Raw genomic sequence first — 14,561 nt, forward strand, 5'->3', positions numbered from 1 at the left:
TAATTTTAAAATTTTGAAAATGAAAAGACTACTAGTTTTTGCTATGGTTTTAAGTGTAGTATTTATCTCTTGCAAGGTTGAAAAGAAAGATGAAACTTCTAATGCAAATAACATAAAAGAGCAAAAGATAGAGTATGCATCTTTTGGTGATGATATTACAGATGTGGATGCTATTTCTGCTGAAGAAATGAGAACTAAATTTAAAAATTTAAAAAAAGGAGACACCCTAAGTGTAAAGTTTACTTCAACAATTAATGAAGTATGTAAGAAAAAGGGGTGTTGGATGAAGCTAGATTTAGGTGAAGAACAAGAGTCAATGGTGCGCTTTAAAGATTATGGTTTTTTTATGCCTTTAAACGCAGATAACAAAGAAGTAGTAGTAAACGGAAAAGCTTTTGTTACTGAAATTTCTGTAGATGAATTACAACATTATGCTAAAGATGCAGGAAAGTCGGAAGAAGAAATAGCAAAAATTACGGAACCAAAATACACCTATGCTTTTGAAGCTGATGGAGTATTAATGAAGAAATAATGAAACAATTAATTGTTGTTTTATTGATGTCTTTGGTGTTTTTTTCTTGTAAAGAAGAAAAGAAAGAACCAAAAGAGAAACTTATTATGTATCAATCTTCAGAAATGGCAGCCTTAATGAACGCTATGTATGAAGGAAATATGACCATTAAGAACAAAATTTTAGAAGGAGAATCAATAGGTGACTTTCCTGAAACTTATCTGAATATTCATTCTGCGGTTTTAACTGATCCAGCAGATAGAAATACAAGTTTTGAAGCTTTTTCAAAACTGTATATTCAAAATATGCAGCAAGTGTATTCGGGATCAAAAGATTCTTTAAAACAGAATTTTAACCAAGCTGTAAATAGTTGTATTGCCTGTCATAAAACAACTTGCACTGGGCCAATACCGAGAATTAAAAAATTACTGATTAAATAGTTTAGTTATAAAACGGGAAATTATCATAACGTCAGATGGTTCTACAACCATTCATTTACCAGATTGGAATGAACAATATCATTCTAAGCACGGTGCAATACAAGAGGCATATCATGTATTTATTAGAAATGGACTAAAGCATGTAGATGCTAAAAGTATCTCTATTTTAGAAATAGGTTTTGGTACAGGACTCAATTGCTTTATCACGTTGTTAGAAGCAGGAAAGAAAGTTGATTATGTTGGAGTAGAGGCATATCCTGTAGCAAAAGAAGAAGTTGAAAAACTAAATTATGTAGTAGAGTTGGAAGCTCAGGGTAAGCAAACACTATTTGAGAAAATTCATGAAGTTTCTTGGGAAGAAAAGCACGATATTACTCCTGATTTTTCATTGATAAAACGTAAACAGTTTTTTGCTGAAATTACCGATGAAAATTATTTTGACTTGATTTATTTTGATGCTTTTGGAGCAAAAGTACAACCTGATTTGTGGACAGAAGATATTTTTAAAATCATGTTTGCTGCGTTAAAACCAGGAGGAGTTTTGGTAACCTATTCAGCAAAAGGAAGTGTACGACGAGCAATGCAAACGGTAGGTTTTGATGTAGAGCGCTTACCTGGGCCTCCAGGAAAAAGAGAGATGTTGCGAGGAACAAAAGTAAGTGGTGAGTAACATTTAACGTAATTAAAAGCCTAATGCAATTAGTGTAGTAAATAGAAAACAAACAAATGGAGTTTAAAAGACGTTTTGGTAACCGAAAAAAAGGAAACCCTAAAAAAGGGTTATTTCTAGTAATCTTATTAATCATTGTATTGTATTTGTTTTTCAATGCAGAAAAAATTCTTGGGAGATTTTTATAAATGAAGCCATTTCAATTTAAAGAGTTTACAGTACACCAAGATAAAACAGCAATGAAAATTGGTACCGATGCAGTATTGTTGGGTGCATGGTGTGATTTAGGAGAATATCCTGATACAATGTTAGATGTTGGTTCTGGTACAGGTGTTATTTCATTGATGTTAGCACAACGAAGTGATGCGATGACTATTGATGCAGTTGAAGTTGATGAAAGTGCTTATGAACAAACTGTAGAAAATTTTGAGCAATCAGATTGGGGAGATAGACTCTTTTGCTATAACGCTTCTTTTGTAGAGTTTGTAGAAGAAATGGCAGAGGAAGAAGAAGAGTACGATATAATTGTTTCAAACCCGCCATTTTATACTGATGATTATGAAACGGAAAATGTAGCGAGAAATAAAGCACGATTTACAAGCTCATTGTCTTTTGAAGAGTTAATACAGGGGGTAAGTGAAATATTGTCCGAAAACGGAAGGTTCTCAACCATTATACCGTTTAAAGAAGAAGCGGATTTTATTAAGTTAGCTAAAAAACATAACTTATACTTAAACAGGGTTTGTAGAGTAAAAGGAAATCCAACGTCAGAAATAAAGCGTAGTTTGTTAGAATTTTCATTTACTGAAACTTCAATTCAAGAAGAAGAATTGATTATAGAAACAAAAAGGCACCAGTATACTGATGCCTATGTAACTTTAACCAAAGATTTTTATTTGAAGATGTAATTTTTTAAGTGGATACCTTTTCCAAAAACGTCATTTAATGTTAACTCAGTTCTTGTTGTGAAGAATGGAGTTTTTGAGTGTCAGTTTTTATAACTTCGATTGGGTTTTTATTCTCATCAATAGCAACAAAAGTAAATTCACCTTCGATAGCTTTTTCTCTATGTTGTGAGTACATTTGTTCAGTGAAGATTTTAACGGTAACCTTTAAACTTTTGTTACCTATATAACTTACTTTTCCTACTAATTCAATAATAGTTCCAGCAGGAATTGGTTTTTTAAAATCAATTTTATCACTACTTACGGTTACAACTTTTTGTCTGCAAAATCGTGTTGCAGTAATAAAAGCAACTTCATCCATTAATTGCATGGCAGTTCCTCCGAATAACGTATCATAATGATTCGTTGTGTTTGGAAATACAGCTTTAAAAATACGTGTTTCCGATTGTGCTATTTTTTCTTCTGTGGTCATTTTTTTAGTGGGAATTTATATGATAATTAGTGCCCAAAAAGTTTAACATTTTTGGGCACGTTTTAATTAGTTATTATTAGCTAATAGTTTCTAAGCTGTTAGAGGTGTAGTTTGATGTAGCTTCTTTTGCAGCCGAAACCATAGCAAGTAAAGCTTTTTCTGTTTCATCCCAATGTCTGGTTTTAAGACCACAATCAGGATTTACCCAAAGTTGGGAGGCTGGAATAACTTTTTGAGCTTTGTGTAAGAGTTCAGTCATTTCTTGAATAGAAGGAACTCTAGGTGAATGAATGTCATACACTCCAGGACCAATTTCATTGGGGTATTTAAAATCAGCAAAAGCATTTAATAATTCCATTTGAGAACGCGAGCATTCAATAGTAATAACATCGGCATCCATATCAGCAATGTTTTGAATGATGTCGTTAAATTCTGAATAACACATGTGTGTATGTATTTGTGTAGCATCATCTACACCACAAGATGAAATTTTAAAAGCTTCAACAGCCCATTTTAGATAATTTTTCCAGTCTGATTTTCGTAGAGGAAGCCCTTCTCTTATGGCAGGTTCATCAATTTGAATAATTCGAATACCCGCTTTTTCTAAATCCGTAACTTCATCGCGAATAGCTAATGCAATTTGTTTACAGGTAGTTGAACGAGGTTGATCATCGCGTACAAAAGACCATTGTAAAATAGTAACAGGTCCTGTTAGCATTCCTTTAACCCAATTATCAGTCAAAGATTGAGCATATTGTGACCAGTAAACAGTCATTGGATGAGGTCGATAAACATCACCGTAAATAATAGGAGGTTTTACACAGCGGCTACCATAACTTTGAACCCAACCTTTTTTTGTAAAAGTTACTCCAGCAAGTTGTTCACCAAAATACTCTACCATATCATTTCGCTCATATTCACCATGAACCAAAACATCTAGCCCTATTTTTTCTTGCCATTGAATGGTTTTTTGAGTTTCTTTTTTTAGCAAATATTTATATTCCTCACTATTTAAGGTGCCTTTTTTAAATTGAGCTCTCCAGCTTCTTACTTCTTTAGTTTGAGGGAATGAACCAATGGTTGTAGTAGGAAATAATGGTAAACTCAATACTTTTTCTTGTGCTTTTTTACGAATAGAAAAGGCATTTTTTCTTTGAGAATCTACTTCAGTAATGGCATCAACACGTTGTTTTACATCATTGTGGTGAATTAAAGAAGAAGATTTTCTGCTAGCAATAGCTTTTTTGTTTTCTTCAAAAGCATTTAAAACAGTTTTGTTAGTGGTGTTTTCAGATAGTTTTTTTAATAAACTTACTTCTGTAAGTTTTTGCTTAGCGAAAGCAAGCCATTGTTTTATATCATTATCTAGAGATGTTTCTAACTCTAAATCGCAAGGAGAGTGTAACAAGGAACAAGAAGAAGCAATAAAGATTCTATCAGAACCTAATTTATTGGTCGCTTTTTGAATAAGTTGTAACGATTTTTCAAAGTCATTCTTCCAAATGTTTCTTCCATCTACAATACCTAATGATAGAGATTTATTCTCAGGAAGAGTGTCTAATACATCGTCTAGTTGGTCTTCACAACGAACTAAGTCGATGTGTAATGTGTCGATAGGTAGTGTGTTAGCTAATGAAATATTGTCTTTTAGACCTTCAAAATATGTAGCTACCATAAACTTTAGTTTTGGAAACTTTTTTCTAATCTCATTATAGATAAATTGATAGGTCTCTTTGGCTTTTTCGCTTAAATCTAATGCTAAAAATGGTTCATCAAATTGAATACATTCTGCACCCTGGGCTTGAAGTTCTTGAAGTATTTCAATATAAACAGGAAGTAACTTTGAGGCTAAATCTAACTTATCAAAACCTTCTTCTTTTTCTTTACCTAAAAGAAGGTAGCTAACCAGACCAATAATTACAGGTTTAGCATTAATTCCTAATTGTTTAGCTCCAACAAATTCATTAACAATTTTATTAGAGAATAGTTTAAACTCCTGATTTTTATGAAACTCAGGAACAATGTAATGGTAATTAGTATCAAACCACTTAGTCATTTCCATAGCAGTAATATCAAGTTCATCTTTTTGATATCCTCTTGCCATGGCAAAATAAAGATCAAGCTCAGAGTTTGAAGTTTTTAAAGCTACTTCGTTGTAACGTTTAGGAATAGCACCAACACTAAGTGTCATATCTAACACCTGATCGTAATAAGAAAAATCATTACAAGGAATAAGGTCTATTCCTGCTTCTTGTTGTGTTTTCCAGTTTTGTTGACAGATGTTTCTTCCTGTTTCAAGAAGTTCCTGTAAACTAGTTTTGCCCGACCAATATTGCTCGCAGGCTTTTTTGAGTTCTCTGTTGCTACCAATACGCGGATAGCCAAGAATGTGCGTTTGCATTTCTTTTTAACTTTTATAATTAAACATTAATTTTAAAAGTTCTTTTAGATGCTTCGCAATGCTAAAAAACAATGTGATGGTTGAGGAAAAAAATAATGACATACCAAAAAAGCACAGCATTTCATAAGAGAAAGTGTGCGTTAAAAATATATCATCGGTATGACCCAAAAGCTTCAAATCGCGAAAGCATTGTCAATATCCGAATAGGCAGGTCTCCTGACTTATAACAGTTTTTATCATCCTTCCCGCTTTTGGCAGTGGATACTCTAGGATAAAAACCTTTGGTGTGTTACTTACAGTTGCGCGACAGCTCGTGATTTGCACACGATTCCCTATTAATCTACAGCTAAGTAAAACCTTTCCGGTTGATGAAGTATGTAAAGAACTTATCGGGGTAAATGTATGTATTATTTTTTTAGAACAGGTAATAAAAAAAGCATCAGTATACTGATGCTTCTTGAGTTTTAACAAGATTTTAAATTTTGTTATTTTTCCCAGTTTTTAAGTTGATCTAGATATAAGTAGCTTTCAACAAATTTTCTATGTTCAGTATTTGTCATGATTTCGAGTAGTTCTAAAGCTGAGATATAACTAGCTAAATTTCCGTTTGAAGATAAAAACTTACCATCTTTAACAAAAGTTACCAAGCTGTCATTTTGCACTTTTAAATTAGGATAATCCTTTTGCAATTGCACACCACCACCAATCCATGTTACAATTTTATGACCATCAGCGATACCTGATTTACCAATTAAATTGGCACCAGCACAATTACTAACAGTGTATTGAGTTTCTTGGTTTTTTGTTTTTATAAAATCTACAATTTTATCATTATGTACTTGTGCATACATATCATAAGCACTTGGTACAAATAAAGCTGTTAATTTAGGGCAATTATCAAAAGTATAGTCAGGAACAAAATGCATTCCTTCTTCGGTGGTAATTGGTTTTGTTGTTTCAGCGATAGCTACTACATTAAAAAGTTGTTTACCATCTTTGTCTACTTTTCCAAATACATCTGACGTTGCAATAACTTCTCCTTGTAAAACACCATTAAACATTAAAAGTCCTATAGTTGGTAATTCAGGATTAAAAGGTTTTAGATGTTTAGTAAGTGTATCAGATGGAGATATAACTTGTTCAACTTTTTCAGTTTTTTCGTTGGATTTCGATTTCTTAGAATTACAGCTGATAGCAATAATTACAAATACCAGCATTGTTATAAAGCTAACTTTTTTCATGTTTTTTTATTTTTTATTTCTTTCTGTAGGTTTAATAATCATTCTAAAATATTGGTCTTTATATATGTAGTATCCCAACCAGTTGTATAGAGTTCTTACTTTGTTTTTAAAGTTTACAAGCCCCATAATGTGTACAAAAATCCAAATTAGCCAAGCAATAAAACCTTTTAAAGATTGTTTCTGTCCAGGGAAGTCAAGTACAGCTTTGTTTCTTCCAATAATAGCCAGAGAACCTTTATCAGTGTATTGAAAAGCTTTCCATTTATTATTTTTCTTATTAAGATTTTTAGCTAAGTTTTTTGCTTGTTGTAAGGCAGGTTGCGCCAATTGTGGATGTCCTTTAGGATAGTCTTCGTCTCCTAAAATCAAAGCACAGTCCCCTAAAGCATAAATGTTATCATATGAATGTACTAGGTTGAACTGATTTGTTTTTAACCTTCTACCAGCACCAAAACCCTCCTTTGAAAAACCATCAAATGTTTTAGCAGATACACCAGCTGCCCATATAAGGTTTTTAGTATGTATTTCTTCTCCGTTTGACAAATACACGGTTTCGCCATCAAAGTCATTAACCATTGTATTCATCGTTAGCTTAACCCCTAGTTCACTTAATTTTTTAGAAGTGTATTCTTGTGCTCTTTTAGACATTGGTGCTAAAACAGAATCTTGACCATCAATTAGGTGTATTTCACCAAAATCATTTTCATCTAGCTCAGGGTAATCTTTTATTATAATTGAAGTTTTAATTTCAGCTAAAATTCCTGAGAGTTCAACTCCAGTAGGTCCAGCTCCTGCAATAACAAAAGTTAAACACTTTTTCCTTTCTTCTGGATTGTGGATTCTAGTAGCACGGTCAAATCGAGTTAAAATAACATTTCTAAGAGACAAGGCATCGCTAATAGTTTTCATTGGTAAACTGTACTTTTCAATGCTTTTGTTTCCAAAAAAGTTAGTTTCTGTACCAGTAGCCATTACTAAGATGTCATACTCTATTTCTCCATTACTTACCACTATTTTGTTTTCTTCTGGAACAACTTTTTCAAGAGTACCGAGTCGAAAACGGGCGTTTTTAAATTTTCTTAAAATTTTTCTGAATGGATAGCTAATTGCAGATGGCTCCATAAAACCTGTGGATACTTGGTAGATTAAAGGGGGGAAGAAATTGTAGTTGTTACTATCTACTAAAATAATCTGATAATCTTCTGAATTTCCTAATCCTTTTATAAGTTCTAATCCAGCAAACCCGCCGCCAACAACGACAAGTTTTTTTATATTTTTCATAATGCTATTATGCCCTTAAATTAATATAAGTACAAAGGTAGTTAAGTAGGTTTTAGTAAAAAATAAACTGGCTTAAGAAAAGTTATTTTCTTTTAATTTCACTTAAGTATTCAGGAGTTAACCCTAAAAAACTAGCTAGTAAATATTGAGGAACTCGCTGTACAAATTCAGGGAAATCTTCTTTAAACCTAAAATACATTTCTTCTTTAGAGTAACTGTTTATGTATTTTAAACGCATTAAAGCAGCTCCATAAGCTGTTTCGTAAATATTTCGGAAGTACTTTTCTAGCAGAGGGAATTGATTTAATAACTTATTATATTTTGAAGAAGAGATTGAAAAAACTACAGAATTTTCAACTGTCTCTATAGTAAAGTTAGAGCGTTTTTGATTTTGAAAAGCTAAAAAATCAGTTAACCACCAATTTTCTAAAGCAAATTGTGTAGTTTTTTGATAGCCTAAATCATCAATAAAATATAATTGTAAACAGCCTTTAACAACAAAAAACAGTTTATCACAACGGTTACTTGTAGGTAATAAAGTTTCTTTTTTCTTGAAGGACTGACAGTCAAAAAAAGAAAGTACTTCAGTTAATTCTTCTTCTGAAAGATCTGTGTAACTTTTGATGTGATTTTTTAAAATGCTTTCAGCCATATGCTAGTGTAGTATTGAAGTGTAAAAATACTAACTTTATAAAGACGCTCTTTAGTTTTAAAAGGAAAAGACACCAATGTATTGGTGCCTTTTTTATTAGTTCTGGAAGATTTTACCCTTTTATGCTCTCGGGATTATATCCTAAATAAGGCACTTCTTTTTCAACAAAATTAATTCCGTAATCTTCTAGCTCTTTTAAAATTGGTTCGTACACTTCTTTGTTGATTGGTAGTTGTACACCAGGAGTCGTAATATCACCATTTAAAATACGTACGGTAGCCATGGCTACAGGTAAACCAACAGTTTTTGCCATTGCAGTGTAAGTTTGATCATTACCTTTAATAGCCATACTACTTTCTATTTGGAACTTATCTTCTTTGTATTGGTATCCAAAAATATGATGCATTACAATCATATCTTTATCTTCGGCTTCAAGAGTCCAAGAGTCCATCAATATTTTTTGTAAAACTTCAGCTGGAGTCGCGTTTTTCAATCCTACTTTTTTATTTGGGTTGAAAATGTCTAACTCTACAAATTTATCCCACATTAAATCATCTTGATCAATCTTTGTATACGAACGGAACTTTAACTCAACAGAATCAGAAGGAGAATACGCTAAGAAAAGGTTTGTGAAATCACGATAACTCATGTTTTCAGAATCTTCAATAGTATACGTATCATCAGTCATTCCTAATTGAACAAATACATTCCAAGCACGAGAAAAACCAACTTTACGAATGGTTCCACGATACATGGTTTTAATATCTTCTAAACCATAAATACTTCTATACTTCAAAGAATCACGGTTTGCATACGCTTCAAATTTTCCACTACCGTTAATTGTTAAAAATTCAGTTCTTCTAAATAACTTTTGGTATGGAATATACTTATAGGTTCCTTCTTGAATAAACATTGAAGCACCACCTTGACCTGCCAATACAACATTTCTTGGGTTCCAAGTAAACTTATAGTTCCATAAATTAGTATCACTTTCAGGAGCAACTAATCCACCGCAAAAAGACTCAAATAATAACATTTTTCCGCCTTGTTCTTTAATACGATCTATAACTTGCATTGCACTCATATGATCGATTCCTGGATCCAGACCAATTTCATTCATAAATACCAAACCTTTTGCTTTAGCTTCTTCATCTAATGCTTTCATTTCATCAGAAATATACGAGGCAGTAACCATGTGTTTTCCGTGAGTAATACAATCCTTAGCTACTTCAATATGAAAACGAGCAGGTAACATAGAAATAACGATATCTGCTTTTTGGATTGCGTTTGAGCGTTCTTCAGCATTAAAAACATCTAACTGAATAGCGGTAGCATTTGAATGATTATTAACTTTAGATTGAGCACTATCTAATGAAACATCACCAATAGTTATATGTAGGTTTTCTTGTGAAGATTTATCTAATAAATATTTTATAAGTGAAGAGCTTGATCTACCAGCACCAATTATCAATATATTTCTCATTATAATGTATTTTTGTTATCAATAAGTTTAGAGGCGACAATATCGCTAAAAAAGTTTAAATTTAAACAAAAACAGTCATAATGTATAAAAATTTAACAATAGCAGCGGTTTTAGGAGTAATTGCTGTTGTTTTAGGAGCTTTTGGAGCACATGCCTTAAAAACAAAACTAACACCAGAAGCTATAGAGAGCTTTCAAACAGCAGTGCGCTATCAGTTTTTTCATGTGTTATTATTACTTTTTGTAAACATGTTTACTGAGTTTACAAATAAAGAAAAGAACAGGATTAGTTATTTCTTGATAGCTGGGATTTTATTGTTTTCTGGATCAATATATCTTATCTATTTAGTAAACGTTCCTGCAAAAGCAATCTGGTTTGTAACACCATTAGGAGGAACATTATTAATAGTAGGGTGGAGCCTGTTAACATATAGCTTTTTAAAAAAAGTTGTTAAAAATTAAAGTTGATAAAATTTTTGTATGATTCATCAGTTTAATCAAAAAGAACTATTTTTGTCCAAAATTAAACACAACTAAAATCTTTTAAGATGACAAATCTTGATACGAAAACGATATCGTTAGATAACTTAGGCATAAAAGACGCTACGGTTCGTTATCAATTAACTTCAGACGAGTTACACGACATCACTATTGAAAAAGAACAAGGAGTAGAAACCAGTTTTGGAGCTTTGGCTGTTGAAACAGGTGAGTTCACAGGTCGTTCTCCAATGGATCGTTTTATCGTTAAAGACGATATAACTAAAGACCAAGTTTGGTGGGGAGATATCAACATTCCTTTCGATTCAGAAAAATTTGACAAGCTATACGATAAAGTAACAAACTATTTATCAAACAAAGAGGTATTTGTACGTGACAGTTATGCATGTGCAGATGAAGATTACAAGTTAAATATTCGTGTTGTAAACGAATATCCTTGGAGTAACATGTTTGCACATAACATGTTTTTACGTCCAACAGCAGAGGAATTAAAAAGCTTTTCTCCAGAATGGACTGTAGTAAATGCTCCTGGTTTTATGGCTGATCCAGAAGTGGATGGAACACGTCAACATAACTTTGCTATCTTAAACTTTACTAGAAAAGTAGCATTAATTGGTGGTACAGGGTATACCGGAGAAATTAAAAAAGGAATTTTCTCTGCGTTAAACTTTATTTTACCAGTATTTAAGAACACCTTACCAATGCACTGTTCTGCAAATGTTGGTAAAGATGGAGATACTGCTATTTTCTTCGGGTTATCAGGTACAGGTAAAACTACCTTATCTACTGATCCTAATCGTAGTTTAATTGGTGATGATGAGCATGGTTGGACTGGTGAAAACACAATTTTTAATTTTGAAGGAGGGTGTTATGCAAAAGTAATCGACTTATCTCAAGAAAAAGAACCAGAAATTTACGGAGCAATTAAAAAAGGAGCTATCCTTGAAAATATTGTGATGGATGATAAAAAGAATGTAGATTTTCACGATACATCAATTACACAAAACACACGTGTAAGTTACCCAATTTATCACATTGAAAATATTCAAAAACCATCTAAAGGTGCAAACCCAAAGAATATCTTCTTCTTAACAGCAGATGCTTTTGGTGTATTGCCTCCAATATCTAAATTAACACCAGGTCAAGCAGCGTATCACTTTATCTCTGGATATACGGCAAAAGTAGCAGGTACAGAGGCAGGAATAAACGAGCCATTACCAAGTTTTTCAGCTTGTTTTGGAGCTCCATTTATGCCATTGCACCCAACACGTTATGCTGAAATGTTGAGTAAGAAAATGCAAGAAGCAGGAGTGAATGTTTGGTTAATTAACACAGGATGGACAGGTGGTGCTTATGGTACTGGTAGCAGAATGAAATTAAAGTACACTCGTGCTATGATTACTGAAGCTTTACAAGGTAATTTAGAAAATGTTGAGTTTGTACAACATCCAATTTTTGGATTATCAATGCCAACTACTTGTGAGAATGTTCCTGATGAAGTGTTAAATCCAAAGCAAACATGGGCAGACAAAGATGCTTATGATGCAAAAGCTATGGAGTTAGCGAATTCATTTAGAAAGAATTTTGCTCAGTTTGAAGAAATGGCAAGCGAGGAAATTATTAAAGGAGGGCCAATAGCGTAACCTTTAAAAACATAAATACTAAGAAAGCATCCGTTACGGATGCTTTTTTTATGAAAAATACTCAGTATTTTAGCAGTAAATAAATTTTAGCATGATTGTACAGGGAAATATAGTCGACATACAGAATAAAAGAATCTTTAAAGGAGAAGTTGAGGTTAAAGAAGGAAAGATTATACAACTAAGAGAAGCAGACCATACTGAAGAAAACTATATTTTACCAGGATTTATTGATGCTCATATTCATATTGAAAGCTCAATGTTAGTACCATCGGAATTTGCTAAAATAGCGGTAACTCATGGTACTGTTGCAACGGTATCTGATCCGCATGAAATTGCCAATGTATTAGGTGTAAAAGGAGTGGGTTTTATGATTGAAAACGGAAAGAAGGTTCCGTTAAAATTCAATTTTGGAGCACCGTCATGTGTGCCTGCAACTTCTTTTGAAAGTGCAGGAGCAGTAATTGATTCAGAGGATATCAAAAAAATGATGCAGAATCCGGATATCAAATATTTGGCTGAAATGATGAATTACCCAGGAGTGATTTATCAGAATGAAGAAGTACTAAAAAAAATAGCTTGGGCAAAACAATATAATAAACCAGTAGACGGGCATGCACCGGGGCTGAGAGGAGAAGATTTAGATAAGTATATCGCTGCTGGAATATACACCGACCATGAATGCTTTACCTATGAAGAAGGTTTAGAAAAGCTTCAAAAAGGAATGAAAGTCATCATTAGAGAAGGAAGCGCAGCGAAAAACTTTGAAGCGCTAATTGATTTACTTCCTGAATATTATGAGAACATGATGTTCTGTTCGGATGATAAGCATCCAGATGATTTGTTATTAGGACATATCAATCAGTTATGTGAGCGAGCTGTTGCCAAAGGAGTAGATGTGTATAAAGTATTGCAAGCTGCTTGTATCAATCCAGTGAAGCATTATAATTTAGACGTTGGTGTATTACAAAAAGGAGATGATGCTGATTTTATTGTGGTAAAAGACTTAAAAAAGTTTGAAGTAGTACAAACCTATATCAATGGTGAGTTGGTTGCAGAAAAAGGAGAGTCATTCGTGCAGTATGTAGATTTTGAAGTACTGAATAATTTTGATACTGATAAAAAGGATGTTTCAGATTTTGAATTTTATTCAGCATCAGAAAAGATTCGAGTTATAGAAGCCTTGGATGGGGAGTTGGTGACGAATGAAATAGAAGCAGATTCTTTAATAAAAGATGGAAGTTTAGTTTCAGATGTAGAGAATGATATATTGAAAATGGCGGTAGTAAATCGTTATCAAAACGCTGAATCTTCTATAGCATTTATTAAAAATTTCGGACTAAAAGAAGGAGCGATAGCGAGTTCTGTTGGTCATGATTCTCATAATATTATTGCAGTTGGAGTATCAGATGAACTCATTTGTAAGGCAGTAAACTTACTGATTGAAAATAAAGGAGGTGTTTGTGCGGTAACTACTTCTGAAGAAAAAGTAGTTCCGCTGCCGGTAGCTGGAATCATGTCGGATAAATCAGCAGTTGAAATAGGAAAGGCTTATGCAGAACTAGATGCTATGGCAAAACAACTAGGAAGCAAATTACGAGCTCCATACATGACCTTGTCTTTTATGGCATTATTGGTGATTCCATCCTTAAAATTATCAGATAAAGGATTGTTTGATGGAAATACATTTAAATTTACTTCTTTGGAAGTTAAATAACCAGAAGTTTGAAGACAGAAAAAATCATATTAGGTATTGACCCAGGGACAAGTATTATGGGGTTTGGAATTATAAAGGTAGTAGGGAAGAAAATGGAGTTTATCCAGATGAATGAACTACTTTTAAAAAAGTACGATGACCATTACTTAAAGCTAAAAATCATTTTTGAACGAACTATTGAGTTGATTGATACCTATCATCCAGATGAAATTGCATTAGAAGCTCCTTTTTTTGGTAAGAATGTGCAGTCAATGTTGAAATTAGGTAGAGCACAAGGAGTAGCTATGGCAGCAGGATTATCACGTCAAATTCCTGTAACGGAATATGCACCCAAGAAGATAAAAATGGCAATCACAGGAAAAGGGACTTCAAGTAAAGAGCAAGTAGCTTTAATGTTAAAGTCGTTGTTGAACTTAAAAGAGCTCCCTAAAAACTTAGATGCAACAGACGGCTTAGCTGCGGCTGTGTGTCATTTTTATAACTCAGGAACGAAAGTAGGGGGTAAAAACTATACAGGTTGGGCAGCGTTTGTAAAGCAAAATCCGAAAAAAATCAAAAACTGATTTTTTCAATGCTCAATGAACAGTAAACAATAGTCAAATATTATAGCTATGAAACTAGAAAAGAACCCACTTCAAAATAAATCATACG

Annotated in this window: 14 protein-coding genes and 1 riboswitch; of the genes, 8 read left to right on the forward strand and 6 right to left on the reverse strand. The window is 33.0% G+C overall.

Going from position 1 to position 14,561, the window contains the following annotated elements:
• The first annotated feature begins 19 nt into the window (after positions 1-19).
• The 4 genes from ACQYZ7_RS05580 to ACQYZ7_RS05595 all read left to right on the forward strand — a co-directional run bounded on the left by ACQYZ7_RS05580 (position 20) and on the right by ACQYZ7_RS05595 (position 2,529).
• Positions 20-532: a DUF4920 domain-containing protein gene (locus ACQYZ7_RS05580; RefSeq protein ID WP_430728776.1), complete on the forward strand. Its 513-nt coding sequence runs from the start codon at positions 20-22 to the stop codon at positions 530-532.
• On the forward strand, positions 532-951 hold the full coding sequence (locus ACQYZ7_RS05585; RefSeq protein WP_430728777.1) for a hypothetical protein: 420 nt from the start codon (positions 532-534) through the stop codon (positions 949-951). Before ACQYZ7_RS05580 ends, ACQYZ7_RS05585 begins: the two co-directional genes overlap by 1 nt.
• A 7-nt stretch (positions 952-958) precedes the next feature.
• Entirely contained in the window at positions 959-1,621 is a 663-nt protein-coding gene (gene mnmD / locus ACQYZ7_RS05590) for a tRNA (5-methylaminomethyl-2-thiouridine)(34)-methyltransferase MnmD (RefSeq protein WP_430728878.1), read from the forward strand.
• Between the two features lie 188 nt (positions 1,622-1,809).
• On the forward strand, positions 1,810-2,529 hold the full coding sequence (locus tag ACQYZ7_RS05595; protein ID WP_430728778.1) for a tRNA1(Val) (adenine(37)-N6)-methyltransferase: 720 nt from the start codon (positions 1,810-1,812) through the stop codon (positions 2,527-2,529).
• A 40-nt stretch (positions 2,530-2,569) separates the two neighbouring features.
• Here ACQYZ7_RS05595 and ACQYZ7_RS05600 read toward each other — a convergent pair whose 3' ends face one another.
• The 6 genes from ACQYZ7_RS05600 to ACQYZ7_RS05625 form a co-directional block, all read right to left on the reverse strand.
• Positions 2,570-2,998, reverse strand: coding sequence for an acyl-CoA thioesterase (locus tag ACQYZ7_RS05600; RefSeq protein WP_430728779.1), 429 nt, complete (start codon positions 2,996-2,998; stop codon positions 2,570-2,572).
• Between the two features lie 76 nt (positions 2,999-3,074).
• Entirely contained in the window at positions 3,075-5,399 is a 2,325-nt protein-coding gene (gene metE, locus ACQYZ7_RS05605) for a 5-methyltetrahydropteroyltriglutamate--homocysteine S-methyltransferase (protein WP_430728780.1), read from the reverse strand.
• Positions 5,400-5,588: 189 nt separating this feature from the next.
• A riboswitch (cobalamin riboswitch) is annotated at positions 5,589-5,775 on the reverse strand.
• A gap of 109 nt (positions 5,776-5,884) precedes the next feature.
• Positions 5,885-6,640 (reverse strand): DJ-1/PfpI family protein, encoded by a 756-nt coding sequence (locus ACQYZ7_RS05610; protein WP_430728781.1) that lies wholly within the window; start codon positions 6,638-6,640, stop codon positions 5,885-5,887.
• Positions 6,641-6,646: 6 nt separating this feature from the next.
• Positions 6,647-7,921, reverse strand: a complete 1,275-nt coding sequence (locus ACQYZ7_RS05615; protein ID WP_430728782.1) for an NAD(P)/FAD-dependent oxidoreductase — start codon at positions 7,919-7,921, stop codon at positions 6,647-6,649.
• Between the two features lie 82 nt (positions 7,922-8,003).
• Positions 8,004-8,573 carry a Crp/Fnr family transcriptional regulator gene (locus tag ACQYZ7_RS05620; RefSeq protein WP_430728783.1) on the reverse strand — a complete coding sequence of 190 codons (570 nt, stop codon included), beginning with the start codon at positions 8,571-8,573 and terminating at the stop codon, positions 8,004-8,006.
• A gap of 112 nt (positions 8,574-8,685) precedes the next feature.
• Positions 8,686-10,056: a saccharopine dehydrogenase family protein gene (locus tag ACQYZ7_RS05625; RefSeq protein ID WP_430728784.1), complete on the reverse strand. Its 1,371-nt coding sequence runs from the start codon at positions 10,054-10,056 to the stop codon at positions 8,686-8,688.
• Between the two features lie 80 nt (positions 10,057-10,136).
• On the opposite strand from ACQYZ7_RS05625, the gene ACQYZ7_RS05630 reads away from it, so the two are divergent.
• The 4 genes from ACQYZ7_RS05630 (at position 10,137) to ruvC (ending at position 14,473) form a co-directional block, all read left to right on the forward strand.
• Positions 10,137-10,517: a DUF423 domain-containing protein gene (locus tag ACQYZ7_RS05630; protein ID WP_430728785.1), complete on the forward strand. Its 381-nt coding sequence runs from the start codon at positions 10,137-10,139 to the stop codon at positions 10,515-10,517.
• 86 nt (positions 10,518-10,603) lie between these two features.
• The gene (pckA, locus tag ACQYZ7_RS05635) at positions 10,604-12,196 is read left to right on the forward strand and encodes a phosphoenolpyruvate carboxykinase (ATP) (protein WP_430728786.1); all 1,593 of its coding nucleotides are present in this window, start codon (positions 10,604-10,606) and stop codon (positions 12,194-12,196) included.
• A 91-nt stretch (positions 12,197-12,287) separates the two neighbouring features.
• Positions 12,288-13,910, forward strand: a complete 1,623-nt coding sequence (gene ade / locus ACQYZ7_RS05640) for an adenine deaminase (protein WP_430728787.1) — start codon at positions 12,288-12,290, stop codon at positions 13,908-13,910.
• 8 nt (positions 13,911-13,918) lie between these two features.
• Positions 13,919-14,473, forward strand: a complete 555-nt coding sequence (gene ruvC / locus ACQYZ7_RS05645) for a crossover junction endodeoxyribonuclease RuvC (protein ID WP_430728788.1) — start codon at positions 13,919-13,921, stop codon at positions 14,471-14,473.
• Positions 14,474-14,561 lie beyond the last annotated feature (88 nt).

Origin of the sequence: Tenacibaculum sp. SDUM215027, from assembly GCF_050566205.1 — a bacterium.
In the GTDB taxonomy this organism is placed as follows: Bacteria; Bacteroidota; Bacteroidia; order Flavobacteriales; family Flavobacteriaceae; genus Polaribacter.

Coding starts and splice junctions, on each gene's coding strand:
- ACQYZ7_RS05625 (WP_430728784.1), bottom strand. CDS start 10,056: ATGAGAAATATATTGATAATTGGTGCTGGTAGATCAAGCTCTTCACTT.
- ACQYZ7_RS05580 (WP_430728776.1), top strand. CDS start 20: ATGAAAAGACTACTAGTTTTTGCTATGGTTTTAAGTGTAGTATTTATC.
- ACQYZ7_RS05630 (WP_430728785.1), top strand. CDS start 10,137: ATGTATAAAAATTTAACAATAGCAGCGGTTTTAGGAGTAATTGCTGTT.
- ACQYZ7_RS05585 (WP_430728777.1), top strand. CDS start 532: ATGAAACAATTAATTGTTGTTTTATTGATGTCTTTGGTGTTTTTTTCT.
- ade (WP_430728787.1), top strand. CDS start 12,288: ATGATTGTACAGGGAAATATAGTCGACATACAGAATAAAAGAATCTTT.
- pckA (WP_430728786.1), top strand. CDS start 10,604: ATGACAAATCTTGATACGAAAACGATATCGTTAGATAACTTAGGCATA.
- ACQYZ7_RS05595 (WP_430728778.1), top strand. CDS start 1,810: ATGAAGCCATTTCAATTTAAAGAGTTTACAGTACACCAAGATAAAACA.
- ACQYZ7_RS05610 (WP_430728781.1), bottom strand. CDS start 6,640: ATGAAAAAAGTTAGCTTTATAACAATGCTGGTATTTGTAATTATTGCT.
- metE (WP_430728780.1), bottom strand. CDS start 5,399: ATGCAAACGCACATTCTTGGCTATCCGCGTATTGGTAGCAACAGAGAA.
- ACQYZ7_RS05615 (WP_430728782.1), bottom strand. CDS start 7,921: ATGAAAAATATAAAAAAACTTGTCGTTGTTGGCGGCGGGTTTGCTGGA.
- ACQYZ7_RS05600 (WP_430728779.1), bottom strand. CDS start 2,998: ATGACCACAGAAGAAAAAATAGCACAATCGGAAACACGTATTTTTAAA.
- ACQYZ7_RS05620 (WP_430728783.1), bottom strand. CDS start 8,573: ATGGCTGAAAGCATTTTAAAAAATCACATCAAAAGTTACACAGATCTT.